The sequence below is a fragment of the Desulfosporosinus metallidurans genome (assembly GCF_001936615.1).
Taxonomy (GTDB): Bacteria; Bacillota; Desulfitobacteriia; order Desulfitobacteriales; family Desulfitobacteriaceae; genus Desulfosporosinus; species Desulfosporosinus metallidurans.
In genome coordinates this window covers 1-19,293 of the sequence record NZ_MLBF01000071.1, presented here as the reverse complement: position 1 = coordinate 19,293, position 19,293 = coordinate 1, and the positions used below count along the sequence as shown (strand labels likewise).

Annotated in this window: 18 protein-coding genes; 7 read left to right on the top strand and 11 right to left on the bottom strand. The window is 45.8% G+C overall.

The window, feature by feature from the left end:
- The first annotated feature begins 12 nt into the window (after positions 1-12).
- Positions 13-162, top strand: a complete 150-nt coding sequence (locus tag DSOL_RS23345) for a hypothetical protein (protein ID WP_427854450.1) — start codon at positions 13-15, stop codon at positions 160-162.
- Entirely contained in the window at positions 137-1,477 is a 1,341-nt protein-coding gene (locus DSOL_RS23340; protein WP_075367144.1) for a sigma-54-dependent transcriptional regulator, read from the top strand. Before DSOL_RS23345 ends, DSOL_RS23340 begins: the two co-directional genes overlap by 26 nt.
- Positions 1,478-1,742: 265 nt before the next feature.
- Here the strand turns inward: DSOL_RS23340 and DSOL_RS23335 are convergent, their stop codons facing one another.
- From DSOL_RS23335 to DSOL_RS23300, 8 genes are all read right to left on the bottom strand, one after another.
- Positions 1,743-3,977: a molybdopterin-containing oxidoreductase family protein gene (locus DSOL_RS23335; RefSeq protein WP_075367143.1), complete on the bottom strand. Its 2,235-nt coding sequence runs from the start codon at positions 3,975-3,977 to the stop codon at positions 1,743-1,745.
- A gap of 14 nt (positions 3,978-3,991) precedes the next feature.
- Positions 3,992-4,642: a winged helix-turn-helix transcriptional regulator gene (locus DSOL_RS23330; RefSeq protein WP_075367142.1), complete on the bottom strand. Its 651-nt coding sequence runs from the start codon at positions 4,640-4,642 to the stop codon at positions 3,992-3,994.
- A 225-nt stretch (positions 4,643-4,867) separates the two neighbouring features.
- Positions 4,868-5,803: a ribose ABC transporter substrate-binding protein RbsB gene (gene rbsB, locus DSOL_RS23325; RefSeq protein WP_075367141.1), complete on the bottom strand. Its 936-nt coding sequence runs from the start codon at positions 5,801-5,803 to the stop codon at positions 4,868-4,870.
- Between the two features lie 199 nt (positions 5,804-6,002).
- Positions 6,003-6,941, bottom strand: a complete 939-nt coding sequence (locus DSOL_RS23320) for an ABC transporter permease subunit (protein WP_075367140.1) — start codon at positions 6,939-6,941, stop codon at positions 6,003-6,005.
- Positions 6,934-8,430 carry a sugar ABC transporter ATP-binding protein gene (locus DSOL_RS23315; protein WP_075367139.1) on the bottom strand — a complete coding sequence of 499 codons (1,497 nt, stop codon included), beginning with the start codon at positions 8,428-8,430 and terminating at the stop codon, positions 6,934-6,936. The genes DSOL_RS23320 and DSOL_RS23315 overlap by 8 nt, the downstream gene beginning before the upstream one ends.
- 23 nt (positions 8,431-8,453) lie before the next feature.
- Positions 8,454-8,849 carry a D-ribose pyranase gene (rbsD, locus tag DSOL_RS23310; RefSeq protein ID WP_075367138.1) on the bottom strand — a complete coding sequence of 132 codons (396 nt, stop codon included), beginning with the start codon at positions 8,847-8,849 and terminating at the stop codon, positions 8,454-8,456.
- 3 nt (positions 8,850-8,852) lie between these two features.
- Positions 8,853-9,770, bottom strand: coding sequence for a ribokinase (gene rbsK / locus DSOL_RS23305; protein ID WP_075367137.1), 918 nt, complete (start codon positions 9,768-9,770; stop codon positions 8,853-8,855).
- Positions 9,771-10,772 carry a LacI family DNA-binding transcriptional regulator gene (locus tag DSOL_RS23300; RefSeq protein ID WP_075367136.1) on the bottom strand — a complete coding sequence of 334 codons (1,002 nt, stop codon included), beginning with the start codon at positions 10,770-10,772 and terminating at the stop codon, positions 9,771-9,773.
- 632 nt (positions 10,773-11,404) lie between these two features.
- Between DSOL_RS23300 and DSOL_RS23295 the strand changes: the two genes are divergently transcribed.
- The 3 genes from DSOL_RS23295 to DSOL_RS23285 are packed head-to-tail and all read left to right on the top strand — an operon-like array spanning position 11,405 to position 14,144.
- Positions 11,405-12,541 carry an ABC transporter ATP-binding protein gene (locus DSOL_RS23295; protein ID WP_075367135.1) on the top strand — a complete coding sequence of 379 codons (1,137 nt, stop codon included), beginning with the start codon at positions 11,405-11,407 and terminating at the stop codon, positions 12,539-12,541.
- On the top strand, positions 12,542-13,189 hold the full coding sequence (locus DSOL_RS23290; protein ID WP_075367134.1) for an ABC transporter permease: 648 nt from the start codon (positions 12,542-12,544) through the stop codon (positions 13,187-13,189).
- 37 nt (positions 13,190-13,226) lie between these two features.
- Entirely contained in the window at positions 13,227-14,144 is a 918-nt protein-coding gene (locus DSOL_RS23285; protein ID WP_235838972.1) for a glycine betaine ABC transporter substrate-binding protein, read from the top strand.
- 136 nt (positions 14,145-14,280) lie between these two features.
- On the opposite strand, the gene DSOL_RS23280 is transcribed toward DSOL_RS23285, so the two are convergent.
- From DSOL_RS23280 to DSOL_RS23270, 3 genes are all read right to left on the bottom strand, one after another.
- Positions 14,281-14,856 (bottom strand): Uma2 family endonuclease, encoded by a 576-nt coding sequence (locus DSOL_RS23280; RefSeq protein WP_075367133.1) that lies wholly within the window; start codon positions 14,854-14,856, stop codon positions 14,281-14,283.
- A 247-nt stretch (positions 14,857-15,103) separates the two neighbouring features.
- Complete coding sequence (locus DSOL_RS23275) at positions 15,104-16,231, bottom strand: ATP-binding protein (protein ID WP_235838971.1); 1,128 nt, start codon at positions 16,229-16,231, stop codon at positions 15,104-15,106.
- A gap of 66 nt (positions 16,232-16,297) precedes the next feature.
- A complete protein-coding gene (locus DSOL_RS23270) occupies positions 16,298-17,656 on the bottom strand; it encodes a sigma-54-dependent transcriptional regulator (RefSeq protein WP_075367145.1) in 1,359 nt (452 codons plus the stop codon).
- Between the two features lie 494 nt (positions 17,657-18,150).
- Here DSOL_RS23270 and DSOL_RS23265 point away from each other — a divergent pair, with 494 nt between their 5' ends.
- Positions 18,151-18,744 (top strand): hypothetical protein, encoded by a 594-nt coding sequence (locus DSOL_RS23265; protein ID WP_075367132.1) that lies wholly within the window; start codon positions 18,151-18,153, stop codon positions 18,742-18,744.
- A gap of 19 nt (positions 18,745-18,763) precedes the next feature.
- A partial coding sequence (locus DSOL_RS23260) for a 4Fe-4S binding protein (RefSeq protein ID WP_139314587.1) occupies positions 18,764-19,293 on the top strand: 530 nt, incomplete at its 3' end.

The following is a 19,293-nucleotide window of genomic DNA, read 5'->3' as shown; positions in this document are numbered from 1 at the left end:
CTTGGACTATCGATATCCTATCAAAGTATTACATTGCACGGCGGAACGATTGATGTGATAAGCGAACTGGGCAAAGGATCAACCTTTATTATCCATCTCCCTGTAATACCACAATCTTGCGACAGGAGTGATCTTCTTGACACCAAGAATTCTGGTAATTGACGATGAAGAACGAATGTGCTGGGCCCTCGATAGGGCACTAAGTAACGAAGGCTATCAGGTGGTTACCGCCACGAGGGGTTTACAAGGTATTGCCTTGGCTCAGAAAACCGAACCCTCGATGGTAATATTGGATTTGAAGATGCCAGACATCGATGGTATTGAGGTATTAAAGGAACTAAAAAAAATAAACCCCAGTATTCCTGTAATTATGATTACTGCCCACGGGACCATTGATACTGCAATAGTAGCTATGAAAATTGGGGCTACGGATTATATTACAAAGCCTTTTAAGCTCGAAGAAATAAAGGTTCAGGTTGAGCAGGCCTTACATCTCTCTAATTTAGAAAACCAGGTTAATTTTTTGCGTCAGGAATTAGGTAAGAACTATGGGAAACTAGTAGGCCAAAGCGATGCTATTAAAGAGGTTGCCCTGTTGATTCGACAGGTTGCAAAAACTGATACAACAGTTCTAATCACAGGTGAAAGTGGAACCGGTAAAGAAGTAGCTGCTGTGGAAATACACAAAGCCAGCAACCGAGTTGATAAGCCCTTTGTAGCGGTAAACTGTGCGGCCCTTCCTGAACAACTGCTAGAAAGCGAGCTATTTGGCCATGAAAAAGGCGCCTATACAGGGGCAACCAGTAAAAAGAAGGGCCGCTTTGAAATTGCAGAGAAAGGTACGATTTTTCTGGATGAGATCGGAGAAATGCCCATCAGTATGCAGGTGAAGTTACTGCGGGTACTACAGGAAAGGTGTTTTGAAAGAGTGGGGGGAACTGAAACGATCCATGTCGATGTACGGGTCATTGCCACCACTAATGTAGACCTTGCCCTGGCCATTTCTAACGGAACCTTCAGAGAAGACCTTTATTATCGATTAAATGTCATGCGCATCATCATGCCACCGCTTAGATCACGGAAGGAAGATATCCCCCTTCTGGTTAATCATTTCCTCGAGAAATTTGATCCCTCCCACAGTAAAAAAATCTCTTCTGCAGCGATAAAGATTCTAACCCGTTACAGCTGGCCTGGTAACATAAGGGAGCTCCAAAACTCGATCGAACGAGCACTTATTGTTTGTCAGGGTTCTGAAATTCAGCCGGTACATCTTCCCAAGGAATTACTAAATAGTACAGAGGAAACTACACCTCCTGCAATAAATCTTACCGAGGACGGTTTCTCTTTGGAAGAGATGGAGAAACACCTTATCATCAAGGCATTGGAAAAGCATAATTATAACCAGACAAAGGTCGCTAAATATCTGGGAATTTCTCGTCCAACTCTACTTTATCGCCTGAAAAAATATGGCATATAGTAACACTACAATTATCATAGAAGCCATCTAGGAGTATGAAATCATTTGCGTTCAAACCATTCAATGACGGGTTCACCGCCACGGTGAAACCTGTAGTCGACGGTTCTGTCACTGTAAACGTTTCCGAAGGTGTTGTTGTCGTTTCTCCACCGTTTTGTAAAATCATCGAGTCTTTGTGCCCCGGGCTAACAAGGATAATTGGCGCTTTAAGTTGATAAGCTAAAGTACTAGCTGACAAAGCAGAAAGCCTTATTCCGAATGCTCTTTACGATTCCACCCGACATAGGACATAACGGTGTAAGGGGGTACCCGCGATGCGGTCACGGTGAGTGTTCCTGGTCAACCGATTGACGCCAACACCGAATGTCTCCCCGTTATATTCCAGCCCAAATCCATGCGGAATGATCACCATTCCTGGGCGAGTGTCCGCGGTTGTTTCCAGTTCGATGTTTACCGTCCCTGCCTCAGTGGTAACCTTCACGATTTGTTGGTCGCTAAGACCTAACCGCTCGGCGTCATCCGGATGCATGGCAAGGGTACAAGCTCTTCGCCCACGGTTCCATTCCGGATTGCGCATTAGGTTATTGGCATTCATGTCCGTGTGCCTTCCGGCCAGGAGAATAAACGGATACTCCCCATCAGACTGCAATTGCTCTTCTTCAGCCTCTGGGGTTATGCTTTTAACCCATTCTTCAACTTCTGGGATATACAGATTTATACGTTTATCCTCTGTACGCAGGCTGGCAAAGTTATTTTCCGGGTCCACCTTACCGATCCACAACCCTTCAGGGTGATTGATGATAGCCTGGAAGATGTCATCGCCCATAGTGAGACCGGGTTTGAAGCCGACCCGGGCTGCATTTTCCCTAAAGCCCTTGGGAACTGTCTGCAGCAATGCCCACATCCAGGCTAAGTTAACTGAGCCCATTTCTTTGCCCAGGGTCTTGGCCACCACAAAGGGCATCGTCGCTGCTGCCTTGGGGTCGGATTGCATATAGTCGATTAGTGCCTGACCATATTCCAGTCGGGATTTTCCTGCTGCTTGATACAATGATTCCGGGATACTCGGAATAAAGCCCAGTTTGTCCGCCAGACGAGTGAAGATCTCACTTCCCTCAAGGGGTTCACCCTCCGGTTCCACGATCGGCCTGCGCATCTGGCAGTAAATCTCGGGATAATTCATCTGAAAGTAAGTGGTATCCCAACGCTCATAAACCGAGCGATCAGGCAGAACGTAATCCGACATCATGGCTGTCTCCGTCATGGCTATGTCAATCGTGACCAATAGATCCAGCTTCGAGAAGGCTTGTTCATAGGCCGTGGTATCGGCAAAAGAGCGCAAGGGGTTGCTGGAAGAGATGAGCACTGCGCGCAGCCGTTCCTGGTGGTCATTATTAATTTCTTCTGGCATTACGTTGGGCGGATGCATGCCGAGAAGAGCAGGGAATCCAGTCGCCACAGTTCTCCAATATTTGGGATTCCGATCATCCGTGTGCGCTCCCATGGTCATTAAATAACCTGGAACAACGTTCCCTCCCGGTACGAAAAGCCGCCCACAGATGGCGAGTAGAATGATCTCTAAATATGTAGTCGCCGTGCTATGCCTGCCCATCAATACCCCAAGGTCCGCATGGAGCGATGATTTACGTGTGGCAAAAAGCTGGGCCACTTCTTTGACCTGATCAAAGTCCAGTTCACATACCTGGCAGGCCTCCCGAGCATCAAATTCCCTAAACCAGGCGTTGATCTGCTCAAACTGACTGACATGGCAGTCAATATACTCTTGGTTTTGCCATCCTTCTTGTAAAATGATGGCAATCAAAGCGCGGGTTAGCAGTGCATCGGTACCAGGACGCAAAGCAAGATGAATATCCGCTTTTTCCGCCGTCTCCGAACGTCGCGGATCTATGACCACCAACAGTTTGTCGGGGTCTTTGGACATTTGGTCAAGAAACCGTCTGGCCTGGGGCATTTGATGGCTCATCCAACCGTTCCAACCAATTGCAACCAGCATATCGGTCTGGTGGTGATCAGGTATGGTAAAATTGTATTGTCTCCCTATGGTTCGTCCATAACCCCAGTACAAACCAGTTAGTTCACCCGCCAAAGCATTGTAGTAATACTGGGAGCCCAGAGAACGTAAAAGACGAAGTCCGAAAACCGCTTCAGAATGACCACCAAGGCCGCCCAGACCCATAAAGGCCAGCGAACGGGGCCCATGCTCATCAACGATAGAGCGAAGTTTCTCCGCTATCTCCGTCAGTGCCTGGTCCCAGGAGATGGGAACGAAATCATGCCCCACTTTTTTTAACGGGTGCGTAAGTCGCTGGTTGTGATGCTGGTGATAAGCGATATTGAGCCCTTTCCGGCAAGCATATCCCTGGCTGCGGGGATTATCTTTGTCTGGTTTGACCTTAACAATTCGGTTGTTTTCCACCAACGCCTCGAGACCACAATTTTGACCACAAAGTACGCAACCGGTCTTTTTCCATTCGCTCAATTTTAACCCTCCTCTTATTTCCTCGCGACGAAGGTCCGCAAAAACTCCTCGACACGTTCGGGTGTACCAACGAGCTGCATAGACTGAACAAACTGATCTCGCTCGCTCCGTTTGACAGCAAGGAATGTCGCCCACGCTTCAGGGGATACTGTCACCTTGACATCAGTGTCTGCTTCCTCTCCTTTACGTGTTGACCATCGGTCACCGTCAAAAGACAAGACATGGGTCCCACCGTGCGTGAAACACATCAGCCAAGTTGCAGGCTGTGGCAACTTACGGCCACGTTTATTGAGGGAATCTGTTAGGGTACCTATTGCAAGATCTGGGCGAACCACTTCTCCAGGCAACGGCGGCCGCATTGCGTGCCTTAATCCCCACTCCTTCATTGCTTCAACCACAGGACGAAGGTCTTCTCCTGCCGGAGTTAGCCTGTACCAGACTTCGCGGTGGCCTAGCTGTTCCTCCCGTGCAACAATGCCCGCCTCCTCGAGCTGTCGCAATGTGAGCGTAAGCCACTTTGGCGTGATGTTACTTGAGTATTGCAACAAGTCACTGAACCGTTGTGGTTTAGTCAGAAGATCTCGAATGATGGGAAACGACCATTTGCCGCCGATTACCTCTAGTGAAAATGCCACAGGACAATAATGGTTGTATTTTCGTGTCATTGTGATAACCTTTCTAAAATTAAGTATCCTAAGTATAGTATTTTTAGTATAGTATTGATTATTCAAGTAGTCAATACTATACTAAATTGTTTTTTTCGATGCAAAGGGACGGTTCTCTTGCTTCATTTTTGAAGCAAGAGAACCGTCCCTTTGCATCCCTTTGCTTTCTGACTGGTATAAAAAAGAGGCCGAAGCACTTGCTCCGACCTCTCTTCTTGATCTCTATTACTTCGTAATCAGTTGCAACTCAACTGGGATACTCGCGGCAACTTTCTCCCCTTTAGCCACTTTCAGGGCAGTCTCTAACGCAGTTTTACCAATTAGATCGGGTTTTTGAGCGACTGTAGCTGCCATTTTTCCGTCTTTGACTGCTTTCACAGCGTCATCGGTAGCATCGAAACCAACCACCAAGATGTTGTTCTTGCCCGCTGCTTGAATAGCGCTGAGAGCTCCTAAAGCCATTTCATCGTTGTGGGCAAACACTGCTTGGATGTTTTTATTTCCTTGAAGGATGTTTTCCATAACTTTTAATCCCTTAGCGCGATCAAAATCGGCTGGTTGAGAAGCTACAACTTTCACGCCAGCTTTGCCATCGACGACATTATGGAAACCTTGACCCCGATCACGTGCTGCGGACGTTCCAGCAATTCCTTGCAACTCAACAATGTTCCCTTTGTCACCCAAGGTTTTCAAAATATAGTCAGCAGCCATGCTGCCACCTTTTACGTTATCGGATGCGATATGAGAAACTACTTTACCCCCGTTAGAAGCCCGGTCAACTGTGATGACCGGAATGTTAGCTTTGTTAGCCGATTCCACGGCTGAAACAACCGCTGCACTGTCCGTTGGGTTAATAAGAAGGACACTGACTTTTTTCTGAATTAAGTCTTCAATATCGCTGATTTGCTTGGCGGTATTATCGCCCGCATCCACGACCACTAGATCGGCACCAGCGGCTTTAGCTGCTTTGTCAGCACCATCCTTGAGGGTCACAAAGAAGGGGTTATTTAAAGTTGAGACCGAAAAACCGATGGTTATTTTACCCGCAGGTTTAGCCGTGTCTTTGTTTTCTAAATTAGATTGGGTCGTTCCACAACCAATGAGACTAACCGCCATAAGAGCTACGAGGATCATCATCCATACACTATGTTTTCTTTTCATTCTTTCTCTTCCTTCCTTATAGGGTGGCACGTGCCACCAAGTATTCCTTTAGATGAGCACCAGCAAACTTATGAGTGTACAATCGTTACTGAGCCATCGCATCCTCCCCTCTTAGAGAACCTATATGTCCACAACTGAAGAAACCGTCATTCCATTCAGTTGGAGAACATCAAATTTACCCATTCTACTCAGGACTTGATTACTTCCCTTTCGACCGATCCAGCAGGACCGCCAGCAGAATGACCCCGCCTTTGACGACTTGTTGGTAAAAAGATGAAACATTCATGAGATTCAAGCCATTATCTAGAATCCCAATGATCATGGCCCCAACTAAGGTTCCTGCAATCCAACCTTTACCTCCTGAAAGACTCGTGCCTCCCAATACTACGGCCGCAATCGCATCGAGTTCATAGGACGTCCCTGCTGTTGGTTGAGCAGAATTCAAGCGCGAAGTCAGGATAATCCCGCTCAGAGAAGCCATCAGACCACTAATACTATAAACAAGGACTTTGACTCGACTCGTATTGATTCCGGAAAGTCGGGTCGCTTCTTCGTTTCCTCCCAGGGCAAAAACGTGGCGGCCAAAGGACGTAAATTTCAAAATGACATAGAGTGCCCCAAAGGCTACCAGCATCCAAATCACGGGCATCGGGATTTGGAAGAGATACCCCCGTCCGATCATGCCAAAAGCGTCTGGAAGTCCGGTAATCGGTTTCCCTTCCGTGTAAACCAAGGTTAAGCCACGAAATATCGTCATGGTCGCTAGAGTGGCAATAAACGGTGCGACTTTTCCTCGAGCAATGACGACTCCGTTCACGGTTCCCATCAAAGTCCCAGACAACACGCCTACCCCGATCGCGAGCCAGGCGTTCATTCCTGTGGCCATCATTCCTGCAGCAAAGGCACTCGAAAGTGCAATGATTGAACCGACAGACAGGTCGATTCCTCCCGTCAGAATGACAAACGTCATCCCAAAGGCAATCAAGGCATTAATTGAAACCTGACGGAGGACGTTAAAAATATTACCCACGGTCAGAAAGTCTGAATTGATAATTGATAAGATGAAGACGATAAGAATCAAACCCACAAGGGGTCCCATGCGCTGCAAAATCCCACTTTTTCCCCGCACTTTACCCATGACTTTTCCCTCCTGTAGCAGCAATCATAATCGTTTCCTGAGTTGCGTTTTCGCGTGAGAATTCCCCAGTGATTCGTCCTTCATGCATGACCAAGACTCGATCGCTCATTCCGAGGACCTCCGGAAGTTCTGAGGAAATCATGACGATGGCAACCCCTTTTTGAACGAGTTGATTCATCAAGTCATAAATTTCCCGTTTCGCCCCTATATCCACACCCCGTGTCGGTTCATCTAGGATTAAAACTTTAGGCTGAGTCGCCAGCCACTTCCCAATCACGACTTTCTGCTGATTTCCTCCACTTAAAGAACTCACCCATTGCCCGGAATGATGGACTTTGACTTTCAGCTTCTGAATACTGTCGTCCACAAAATCCTGTTCCATCCGATGGCTGATAAATCCAAAGCGCGACAGGGAGCGCAAATTAGGCAACGCTAAGTTTTCTCGAACCGAGAGGTCGGGGACAAGACCTTCCCCTTTCCGATCCTCCGTAATCAACGCCATACCAACTCTAATTGCATCCGTAGGATTCTTGATCGTCACAGGTTGACCATTCAAGAAGATCTTCCCTTGATACTTCCCTACGCCAAACAGAGCTTTGACCAATTCTGACCGACCGGCTCCCATTAAACCCGAAATTCCTAGGATTTCTCCAGCCCGCACACTCAAGTTGATATCATAGAGTTTTCCTTCTTGAGATAGCGCTTCCACACGAAGACGCTCTTCCCCAATTTCCGTTTCTACCTTAGGGAAACGTTCTTTGATCTCCCGCCCAACCATCATCTGCACTAACTCGTCCATCGTTGTGACGTTCGTATCCCGAGTGCCTATATAGCGCCCATCCCGCAACACAGTAATACGATCACTGATTTGGAAGATTTCCTCCATACGATGGGAAATGTAGATCATTCCCACCCCTTGGGTTTTCAAGGTCGCAATGAGCTGGAAGAGTTTTTCGATTTCTCGTTTGGTCAAAGCCGCCGTCGGTTCGTCGAGAACGAGAATTTTCGCGTGCATGGAAAGTGCTTTAGCAATTTCCACCATTTGCTGCTGTCCAACGGAAAGTTCCCCCACTCGACGATCTGGGTTCAAATCCATCCCGAGTTGCTGTAAATAGTTCTTCGCTTCTGAGCGCATTTTGGGCCAGTTAACAAATCCCGTCCGACCCCATTTAAATTCGCGCCCTAGAAACATATTTTCTAAGATGGATAGATCGGGGATCATGTTAAGTTCCTGATGGATGATCGCCACTCCCAAAGCTTGCGCAGTTTTAGGCGAAGAAGCCATGGATTCTGTTCCGTGAATCTGAATAGAGCCAGCATCCTTACTATATATTCCAGAAAGGATTTTCATCAGGGTTGATTTACCCGCTCCATTCTCTCCCATCAAGGCATGGACTTCCCCTTGGCGGAGTGAAAATTGAACATCTTCTAACACCTTTACTCCACTGAAACTCTTGTTGATGCCCTCCATCGTCAAGAGATCCGTCATACCCAAATCCCTCCTTTGAATTTTTAGAAAATTACGCCCGCCTCTAAGACGACATTCGCGAAGGAAGTAAACTCACCCGTGCGGATCACAGCCTTGGCCTGATGAGTTAAGGCTTTCAACTCTTCGTGCGTGATGACCTTGATCGGAACACCGGGTAGAACCGCAATCAGCTCACCCTTTTTGGTAGGGCTCGCCGATTCCATTTCTTGAGCCAAATAAGCATTTTCCACACACATTTCCTGAAGGACGGTCTCAACGGTCTCAATGAACGACGGAATTCCTTCTTTCAAAGCCAAATCAATCCTTTTGACATGAAGAGGAATCGGTAACCCTGCATCAGCAATCACGATCATATCCATATGCCCGAGCTCGCTAATCACACGGGAAATTTCACTGTTTAAGATTCCAATTTTCTTCAATCTTCATCCCTCCTGAAATTTTTCAACTTCGGCTAACGTTGGCATCCCGCCCTGAGCTCCAAATTTTGTAACGGCAAGGGCCGAAACCTGTACTGCAAATTCAACGGCTTCCCGAATGGACTCTTTCTGGGCTAGAGCATACGCCAAGCCAGCATTAAAGGCATCTCCCGCTCCCGTAGTATCCACCACGGGGACCTTATTACCTGAAACTTTAACCAAGCTGCCGCCTTTTTCCCTAAAAGCAACTCCCTCTGCTCCCAGAGTCGTGACACAACAGGAAACTCCAACCTCCAATAATTGCTCAATTCCTTTAGCGATCGTAGACTCTTCGGACATCCCAGTAAGCAAGGCAAGTTCAGAACGATTGGGGGTTAAATAATCCACCTTGCTGAGTAGATCCTGAGACAGGTTTTGGGCTGGGGCTGGATTGAGCATCACGGTCTTCCCATGCTTTCGTGCCAGCTTGATCGCGTACTCCACGGTCTCCAGTGGAATTTCTAATTGTAGGAGAACAAGATCCGCTTCGGTGATTTTTTCCTCATACCGATCCAAATCCTCAGGTAAACACTGGGCATTTGCCCCTGGAACGACCACAATACTGTTATCCCCTTCAGCTAGGAGAATCGAGGCAACACCTGTGGCTTCTGAATCGAGTACCTTAATGCTCGAAGTATTTACGCCATCCTTTTGCAGGGCCTTCTTAAGTTTCTCTCCAAAAGCATCTGACCCAACCGCTCCGATCATTGTGGTCTCAGCGCCTAAACGGGCTAAACCCACCGCCTGGTTTGCGCCTTTGCCACCGGGAATGAAATGAATTTCTTCCCCCATCACCGTTTCTCCACGTTTCGGAGCACGCACGGCTTTGACGACCAAATCCATATTTAAACTACCGATGACAACAATCTTAGGCCGTAAGTCCATTTAGGTCTCCTCCTTTTGGGTTGATTTTCTGGGAATTAAAGTAACGTCCAGTTCAATGATTGTATTCTCACGGATTCCCCTCTCGATTTCGTCCAGCAAAATCCGAGCAGCTAATCCTCCCATCTCATAAATCGGCTGGGCCACGGTCGTCAATTCCGGCTCGGTAATCTCAGTTAAGCCAATCCCATCGAATCCGCAGACTTTGACCTCTTCCGGGACCCGGATTCCTCGTTCATGTAAGGCTTTGAGAGCCCCTACCGCCATGAGATCATTTCCGGCAAAAATTCCATCAACATCAGGATGACGAGCAAGAAGCTGTTCCACAGCTTTTCGGCCACTCTCGATATCAAAGTTTCCCGAGACCATCAGACTGGGCGAATACCCCTCTAATTCTCCGACAACTTCCTCATATCCAAGTAACCGCTCTCGAGCCGTGAAAAATTCCTGTGGTCCATAAATATGAGCGATTCTCTGACAGCCCTGCTCCATTAGATGGTGAAGGGCGAGTTTTGCCCCCTCTCGATTGTTAGAGCGGATAACTGGGCAGGTTGCAGTATTCAGGCCTCTATCCAACAGCACAACCGGAATTCCTTCTCTTTTTAACGATTCGACATCCTCTTCACGGATGGTATTCGAAGCGATAATGAAGCCATCCACATACTTTTTCTTAAGGACCTTGATATAAGAACTTTCTTTTAAACCAAGATCGTCTGAGTTGCCTAAGATAACCGTTAGACCTTTCTTATGGGCCACATCTTCGACCCCGCGGGCCAAAGCAGGAAAAAAAGGATTCAAAATATCCGGCAAGATTAAGGCAATGATCCCCATCTTCTTGCCCGCCAAGCCCCGAGCTACAGCATTTGGCTCGTATTGAAGTTGCTCAATCGCTTTCAGTACTTGTCCTGCGGTCTCGGAATTCACGGAGTCCTTTTGGTTAATCACTCGGGAGACTGTAGCAACAGACACCCCCGCTAAACGAGCAACATCTCTAATCGTCGCCACGAGCCCCACCCTCTATTCGTTCTCTGTAATCGGTTACATTTTTGTTACAACACTGTGTTTAATATCTTGCTTGTAAATACCTGATTGTCTATACTTTCGTTGCGAATTCCGCTGAAATAAGGCTCTGTATAGGCTATTTTGGCTTCTTCATAGAGTTTTCCACTTTGATATTATGACAGGTATTCCCTCATGTAAACGGTTACATTTTCTAATACGATTTTAGCTTTTTCAGAATGCACTGTCAATCCCTATTTCTGTTATTAGATTGCACTGAAGTGATAAATTAAAGTACTTACATGGACAACAATATTCTATTACCATTACGAGGCTAGAAGAAATCCCAATACGAAAAAAGCAATCTGCACATCGGGACCCGACAATTCGCCGTTTTACCGGATGGAGTTCCTCTCGTTTCATGTTTAGACAATACATTACAAAAGAACAATTTCCTGAAAAGGAAGCTGTTTACTGCCATTCTAACTTGTTAACAAAAAAACCATGGTTTTTAGGGGTTGATGAATCTGAGATGATATAGTATGCTTATATAGACAACTCACAACTTTGTGCTATGTTGCGAGTTGTCTGGTCTATCTTGTAAGACTCTATAAAAGCTGGAAGGAGGAGAGAAGCCTTTGATTGAATTTAAAAATATTTCCAAGGTCTTCGCGGATGGGTTCCAGGCCGTAAATGACCTAAGCTTTAAGATTGAGGAAGGAGAATTGTTTGTTCTGATCGGGCCCAGTGGATGTGGTAAAACTACGACCATGAAAATGATCAACCGCTTGATCGAGCCAACTAAGGGTGAAATTTGGGTTAATAGTCAAAACATCTATACCCAGGACCCGGTCGAATTACGCCGTAATATCGGTTATGTCATTCAACATATTGGTCTTTTACCTCATTTGACAATTGGAGAGAATGTCGCGCTGGTCCCCAAACTGAAAAAATGGGAAAAAGCAAAGTATCTCAGGCGAGTTGATGAGCTACTTCAATTAGTGGGTCTGGATCCGAAGGTATATCGGGATCGATTCCCAACCGAACTTAGTGGGGGGCAACAACAGCGTGTTGGTGTTATCCGGGCGATGGCTGCTGAACCACCAATAATTTTAATGGATGAGCCCTTCAGCGCCTTAGATCCAATCAGTCGTGAACAATTGCAAGATGAACTGATCAGACTACAACAAGAACTCAGAAAAACAATCGTGTTTGTCACTCATGATATGGATGAAGCCCTGAAAATTGCCGACAAAATCTGTATGATGCATACCGGCAAGATCGTTCAGATAGCAGCACCAGAACAAATATTAAGACATCCCGCCAATGAATTTGTACAATCGTTTATAGGTGAGAAACGTCTAGATCAGGTGGGTATTTTACCTGAGTTGGAAGAAGTTATGGTAAAGGCCGTGACCGCGGGACCAAACCGAGGGCTTGCTGCTGCAGTTAAAGTCATGCAGACCCATAGGGTCGATAGCTTGCTGGTTGTAGATGGTCCTAAATTTCTTGGCACTGTTCGAATTTGGGAAATACAGCAGAATTTCCAAGAGGAGAATCTGGTTTTGAAGGATATTATTCTTAAAGATACGCCACGCATTGAGCAGGGAAAATCTCTGGCAGAGGCTATCGAATTAATGAGCAAGCACAGTGTGGCTTATCTGCCGGTAGTTACTTCTGATGATAACCTTTTGGGCGTTGTGACTCGGGCTAGTTTGGTCGATGTGATGGCTCATAGACATGTCAAGAATGAAATACCAGGGGGGGCGAGATAGATGCCGTTATTCAATGTTCTTCAGGAACGCCTACCTGATATTCTCATTGGAACCGGACAGCATATCGAGATGACAGCCCTGTCCATGTTTATTGCTACTTTAATATCTGTTCCGCTGGGAATCTTTCTAACTCGGCATCGCGAGTTGGCGGAACCTATCATAGGAGTAACTGCAGTATTTCAGACTATCCCGAGCCTTGCGCTGTTGGGGATTATGATTCCCCTCTTTGGAATTGGCTTTTTGCCGGCGGTTATCGCCTTGACCATCTATGGATTATTACCGATTCTGCGAAACACTTATACGGGGATTACCGGTGTTGACCAGGCAGCGATTGAAGCCGGTAAAGGAATGGGAATGACACCGCGACAGGTTTTACTCATGGTGGAGATTCCACTCGCACTTCCAATTATCATGGCTGGAATCAGGACATCAACGGTTCTGATTATCGGCGTAGCTACCATTGCAACGCTAATTGGATCCGGCGGTTTAGGGGATTTGATTTATCGCGGAATTGCCATGGCCAGTACTGAGTTAATTCTTGCCGGCGCTATACCCGCAGCCATTTTGGCCTTGGTCTTTGATTTCGTGCTTAAAAGGATTGAAGATCTGGTTACTCCCAAAGGTTACTCCCAAAGGAAAAAAGGCTAATACGCAAAAATGTTAATAAGAAGGAGGAGAATTTATCTTGAAACGAAATTGGATGAAAAAAGGATCTAAAAGTAAATTGGCAGGTGTTCTTTTAACATCCGTGCTTCTGGTGTTCAGTGTCGTCGGGTGTGGTGCAAGCAAGGATACGATTACCATCGGGGGAAAGAATTTTACGGAGCAAAACATCCTAGTTTACATGATGACAGATCTTATCAAAGCCAAAACTAATTTAAAGGTTGTGACTAAACCTAATTTAGGCGGTACGCTGGTTGTCTCAGAGGCTCTTGACCGTGGCGATCTTGACCTGTATGCCGAATATACCGGAACAGCTTTGACGGTGCAACTCAAAGACGCACCGATGACTGATCCGGATGCAGTCTACCAGAAAGTTAAACAAGAATATGAAGCCCAGAAAAAAATAACTTGGCTTAAACCATTTGGGTTTAATAATACTTATACCTTAGCTATGACCAAGGCTGCAGCCGAAAAAAATGGAATTAAAACATTTACTGATTTGGTTAAACAAGCTCCTAACATGACTTTAGTCTGTGAACCGGAATTTCTAGAACGAGCAGATGGTTATAAAGGACTTGAAACAGCCTATGGACTTCACTTCAAATCCACAAAGGGTATGGACGCAGGATTAACTTATAATGCCGTAAAAACAGGTAATGCCGATGTAAATGATGCATTTGCTACCGATGGACGAATTGCTGCTTTCAATCTAGTATCACTTACTGATGATAAGCACTTCTTTCCACCATATTATGCCGCCCCTGTAGTTCGCGACGATACCTTGAAAAAACATCCAGAAATTGCTGATGCTCTGAATCTTCTTGCCGGCAAATTGAGTGATGAGACAATGCAACAACTAAATGCTAAAGTAGATGTCGACAAACAGGATCCCAAAGACGTTGCTAGTGAGTGGCTCAAGTCTCAGGGCTTTATCAAATAACAACAGGGAAGCAACGGGACGGTTCTCTTGCTTCCCTCAACTGTCCAATCATTACAGATAGCAGAATACAAAATAGCCACACATCACGTGTGGCTGGCACCATTCAGAATGAATAGTTTTCGTCTGAAATAATCTATTATGAAGTAAAAACTACACTCAAATCGATTATTAAGTCTGGAAATATGGATACCGTTATTTTATCATCTTCTGTATATAGTTCAGTTCTGCCATATCTTTGATTACTTTGCAATACAACTACGCTAACGAGTTTTTGATCAGGTTCGACAATCCAATATTCTTTAACACCGGCTTTTTCATATTTGTTAAACTTTACAACCCTATCCATTTTTATTGATGAAGGAGAAATGATTTCAATGATCATATCTGGTGCCCCATTGCAGCCTTTATCATCAATTTTGGATCTATCACAGATAATGGATATATCAGGTTCAACAATGTTTTTAACTTCCCTCTCATTTTTTTCATTACCTAATGGCAATCTTACACAAAAAGGAGCGGGATAAACTTTGCAGGGTTTGCCTGTTAAATAATTAGCCATTTGTCTCACTAATTCTGTAAGTACTTCTTGGTGTACAGGTGCTGGTGCCGCTTGCATATAAGGTACGCCGTCAATGATTTCCCATCGTTCATCTTCCGGATATGTCAAGTAGTCTGCAAACGTGTATTTTTTTGTTTCTTGTGATAAGGGCATAATTAACTCTCTCCCTTAATTTTCAAATACTTTAATAGGCCAAATCGATTGTTTTGTTCCCGCGATACTGGAACGATATGGATTTACCTTAATTGTACTTGTCTTTTTATCTTATCTGTAGTCATTATACCATTTTATGGGTACAACGTCACGATATTCAATCTCGCAAGCAAAAGCGGACACCCATTTTGGTCAGCATCATTTATTCGTAAAAGAGCCACACATGTGGCTCTTTTACATTCCTCGTTTAACTTAAGGGCAACAGTATCTCCACCCGAACCCCTCGTTCCCTCCGATTCGCAGCGGATATCTTCCCCCCATGCTGATCAAGGATGCGGTGCACAACGGATAACCCTAACCCGGTCCCTTTTTCCTTCGTCGTAAAAAACGGGTCATAAATATAGGGCATGGCGTCTGGCGAAATACCGGGTCCCTCGTCACTGACGGCGAAGCCAACAAATCCATCCTGCTGAGCCCCTTCTAGCTGGATCACACCACCTTCCCCCTGGGCATCGATGGCATTAAGTAAAATATTCAGGATCACTTGCTTCATCTGATCCGAGTCTACCTCAACCTCTTGCTCATCAACCTGGCTTCGTGCTTGCTTTAACTCAATATGGTGTTGCCGTAGGGCGGGCTGGATCAAGGTAACGCCTTCGTCTAAGATTTTCCCCAGCGGAATCCTTCCGCGTACCGGTTCCTTAGGACGGGCAAAGCTTAGAAACACGCTCACCAAGCGATTTAGCCGTTCGCACTCTTCCAGAAGTACCCGACAGTATTCCGAAACGACTCCATCGTCGACTTTTTCCTGCGCTAAGAGTTGGATACTCACCTTCATAATTCCCAAGGGATTGCGTATTTCATGGGCCAACCCGGCACTCATATGCCCCAGGGCGGTTAACCGTTCCGTTTGTCGGATTTCCTCTTCTAATCGTTCACGTTCCAGACCTTCTTGCTTTAACTTCTTCACCAATTCCTTTTGAACAGTTAAGGCAATTTGATATTTGCGTTTTGCCCTCCGTTCCTGTCCAGTCAGAAATCCTGTCAACCAGCCAATGACGTTAATCAGGCCAATTTCCACCCATTGTGTATAAATGGCGGATGGGTTCATGGCATGGAAATGCGTCATAAACGGTAAGATGAGGAGCGTAATGACCAAGCCAGATAGGATTCCCCCAGCAGGACCAAAACGCATGGCTGCATAAATTACCGGAAGATAGTACGCGAACTGCAATAAAATGTGATAATTCATTTCGTATTGGTAATTTGTATAATGAATGGCCGTCAGAATCGCCATAACAATCCCGATCGCGATGAGGTCAAAGAGCGTTCGGGATTGATTTTGATCAGAGGGTTCGTGTTTGAGATTCAGCAAAACAAAATCTCCACCCTTTCCTTGTTTCCTTGAACCAAACGTATTCTCTAAACTTTATTCCTTCATCTAAATACCCCAGTGAGGATCTATTCCGTATTTTTCTAAACGGTATAAAAAGGCATGCCTGGAAAGTCCTAACCGTTTTGCCGCCTGACTCTGGTTTCCTCCCGTTTGTTCCATGGCCTGATGAAGAAAGGATTTCTCGATCTCTTCGAGGGAAACTCCCTCGGGCGGTAGTACAAAGGATCCTGGGTTCTTCGCCAACTTTGAAGATGTATCAAAGAGGGGCAAACTATCCATCCCGATCACTACCCCTTGGGAAATAATCACCATGCGTTCCACGACATTTTCCAGTTCGCGCACATTTCCCGGCCAGGTATAGGCCATAAGGTGAGACAGGACTCCTGGACCAAGAGTCTTGCTTCCCCCATAGGTCCTGAATTTTCCCAAGAAATGTTCGGTCAGCAAAGAAATATCCTCCCTACGTTCCCTTAATGGAGGCACAGAAATTGGAAAGACATTAAGTCTGTAATATAAATCCTCTCGGAAGCGTCCTTCTTGAGCCTCTTTAAGTAAATCTCGGTTCGTCGCAGCAATAATCCGCACGTCAACCTTGATGGTTTTCTCTCCGCCAACTCGCTCGAACGTCCGCTCCTGGAGTACCCGCAACAACTTGGCTTGAACATTAAACGACAGCTCAGCGATCTCATCGAGAAAAAGCGTCCCACTATCGGCTAATTCAAACCGCCCTGTTTTGCGAGCGTGGGCCCCTGTAAAAGCCCCTTTCTCGTGTCCAAACAATTCGCTTTCCAGGAGGTTCTCTGTCAATGCTGCACAATTCACCCGGATAAAAGGTCCATCAACGCGCGGACTTAAGGTATGAATGGCCTGGGCCACCAGTTCCTTTCCCGTGCCCGACTCCCCTTGAATAAGTACCGTTGCTGGCGTTGGGGCAACCCGTTCGGCTAGATGTTTGACGGCTTGTATCTCCTCACTGTCCCCCACCAACTGCCAACCACCGTGCTGAGCCCCTCCTTTCAAATAATCCACCTGCTCGCGCAAGCTCTCTACTTCAAAGGCCTTGGCCACTGTGATCAACAGTTCGTCTATATCAAAAGGTTTCATCAAATAATCCTGGGCTCCAGCCTTCATGGCTTCAACTGCAGTGGTGGTGCTTCCGTGTGCAGTCATCATGACTATCAGTAAATCTGGATAACGCTCTTTCAATATGTGCAGGACACTTAAGCCGTCCATCTTCGGCATTTTTAAATCCACAAGGACAAGATCCGGACGCTCTGCCAGAGCTCGATCTAAGGCGAGTTGCCCATCCTCCACCGTTTCCACTTCGTAACCAGCTTTTGTTAAGGCCCGTTCTAGAACCCAGCGCATATTGGCCTCGTCATCCGCGACTAAAATCCGGCGCACTCTCTCCACTTCCCTTAAAATTATTACAATGTTAAGGATATTACTTTTCAGCCATGAAACGACCATTGAGAGAGCATACTCAATGTCATCGGTGCAATATCCCACATAAAGAAAACTTACTTCAGGTGGAGTTTTTACTCCTTCTGAAGTTTAGTTGAACTTATCCAGGGGCGGTTAGCCATGGATAAATTTAATCTTACTTCGTTTCTATGGTTAGCTTGTGGAGTAAGAAGTCGATGTAGGATAAGACACACTACACTGTGTTTTATCCCACACTACAGCCAATTATCCACCTCTTAGAAGACTTCAAAATACGCTTTGAAAGTCATTTGTGAGTATCAAATAATTTTTCGAAAAGTCGAATGTGCTATCAAATCCTTACTGGAGTCGTTTCTGGACCCAGTTACTATTACATCATAATCACAAACCAAGCGCAACTTGGCATCGCTTTTGCAATTAGATTGGCCGTCAATATTTTTAGAGGAGTGTGTTTAATGAATTATCCAAGAAAACCAATGAAGAAGATTCTTCTTTCCCTATCTCTATTACTCTTAACTCTCTTGTTTGCCACAAATACACTAGCTGCATCTGGAAAGCTAGAACAAGACGATGGACCTTATCATGTGATTATGCAAACCAACCCGGAAAACTTTATGGCCAACCAAGCAGGAACTATGACGATGATCATTACAAACAAGGCAACTGGACAACCTGTGACTGGTGCCAAAGTCATGATGAGCAAATCTACGATGATGTCCAGTAACGCGGGAAGCAACAGCGGTAACATGGATGGCATGACTATGTCTTCCAGTATGGACACGCAAGGTGGTACGGCCATGCAGGAACAATCTAACATGGGTGGCATGACTATGAACTCTGGTTCCTACATGATGGAAGGTATGACCTTCAACCAACCTGGGCAATGGAATCAAGCGATTACCATTTCTTCCCCTTTAGGTGATAGTACTGTAAATTTCCCCATAACTGTCGGTAAATCCGGACCCAATCTAGTCTTAATTGGTAGTGTCGCTGGTGTCGTCGTGATTGTTGGACTACTTGCAGCAATGTTGAAACGTAAGAAAAACTAAGAAAGTAGAGGCCCTCAGTATGTCTGCTAAAAAGCAACCGATAAACTTCCTTGATTACCCTTGGCTCAAACGTTTTCTTAAAAGTTCATTATTCCCTCGAATATTCCAATGGATCACTGTTTTGGTCTTTGCCGTTATCATGGTTGAAACGTTAGCAGGACCCACACTCGCCCATGATAACTTCGGTACTGCCGCCACTTGGGTTCTTTGGTGGCCACTAATCCCTTTTTTCTTCTTTCTCCTTGGTCGGTTTTGGTGTGGAATTTGCCCATTTGCCTGGGTGAGTGATTTGACACAAAAGTTATTCGGAGCAAACCTCAAGGTTCCAAATTTTATCCGCAAGAACGGTCTCTGGATCATCGATATTACCTTCATCTTCATCACCTGGTCTGATCACGTTTGGGGAATCGTTGAATCTCCCCGAGGATCTGGAACCCTCCTCTTACTCATCTTAGGTGGGGTTATGGTCACCGCTCTACTCTTCGAACGCCGTACTTGGTGTCGTTATCTCTGTTTTCTGGGTAGTTTGTCCGGTAACTATTCCCGCGC

Coding starts and splice junctions, on each gene's coding strand:
- DSOL_RS23330 (WP_075367142.1), bottom strand. CDS start 4,642: ATGACACGAAAATACAACCATTATTGTCCTGTGGCATTTTCACTAGAG.
- DSOL_RS23315 (WP_075367139.1), bottom strand. CDS start 8,430: ATGACGGATCTCTTGACGATGGAGGGCATCAACAAGAGTTTCAGTGGA.
- DSOL_RS23320 (WP_075367140.1), bottom strand. CDS start 6,941: ATGGGTAAAGTGCGGGGAAAAAGTGGGATTTTGCAGCGCATGGGACCC.
- rbsB (WP_075367141.1), bottom strand. CDS start 5,803: ATGAAAAGAAAACATAGTGTATGGATGATGATCCTCGTAGCTCTTATG.
- DSOL_RS23280 (WP_075367133.1), bottom strand. CDS start 14,856: ATGCCCTTATCACAAGAAACAAAAAAATACACGTTTGCAGACTACTTG.
- DSOL_RS23265 (WP_075367132.1), top strand. CDS start 18,151: ATGAATTATCCAAGAAAACCAATGAAGAAGATTCTTCTTTCCCTATCT.
- rbsK (WP_075367137.1), bottom strand. CDS start 9,770: ATGGACTTACGGCCTAAGATTGTTGTCATCGGTAGTTTAAATATGGAT.
- DSOL_RS23290 (WP_075367134.1), top strand. CDS start 12,542: ATGCCGTTATTCAATGTTCTTCAGGAACGCCTACCTGATATTCTCATT.